This window comes from Paraburkholderia sp. SIMBA_027 (genome assembly GCF_046535315.1).
GTDB classification, from domain to species: Bacteria; Pseudomonadota; Gammaproteobacteria; order Burkholderiales; family Burkholderiaceae; genus Paraburkholderia; species Paraburkholderia tropica.
The window spans coordinates 1-246 of sequence record NZ_JAWRWY010001345.1 but is presented as its reverse complement, the minus strand read 5'-3'; the positions used below and the strand labels follow the sequence as shown (position 1 = coordinate 246).

Genomic DNA, 246 nt, shown 5'->3' with positions numbered 1-246 from the left:
GAGTACTTCAACGATCACCCCGAGGCGCTTTCCGGCGACCTGCAAACCTTCTATTTCGAAGCGCTGCAATTTGCCAAGGTGGCCGAGTTGTTCGACGAACATTTTCTCTTCGATATCAGCAAGCGCCCGTTCGGCGGCAAACGCAGCGCTTCAACCCTGTGCCTGCGCAACCTGGTGCCCGCCGAGTTTATCCGGCCCCGGCTGACGGCGGCCCGCAGCAGTGTGCTGTTTTCCGCGACCCTGAGC

General features: G+C 60.6%; 1 pseudogene. It reads left to right on the top strand.

What is annotated here, in order from left to right:
• Positions 1-246: pseudogene (locus SB764_RS43555) on the top strand (ATP-dependent DNA helicase); the annotation flags it as partial.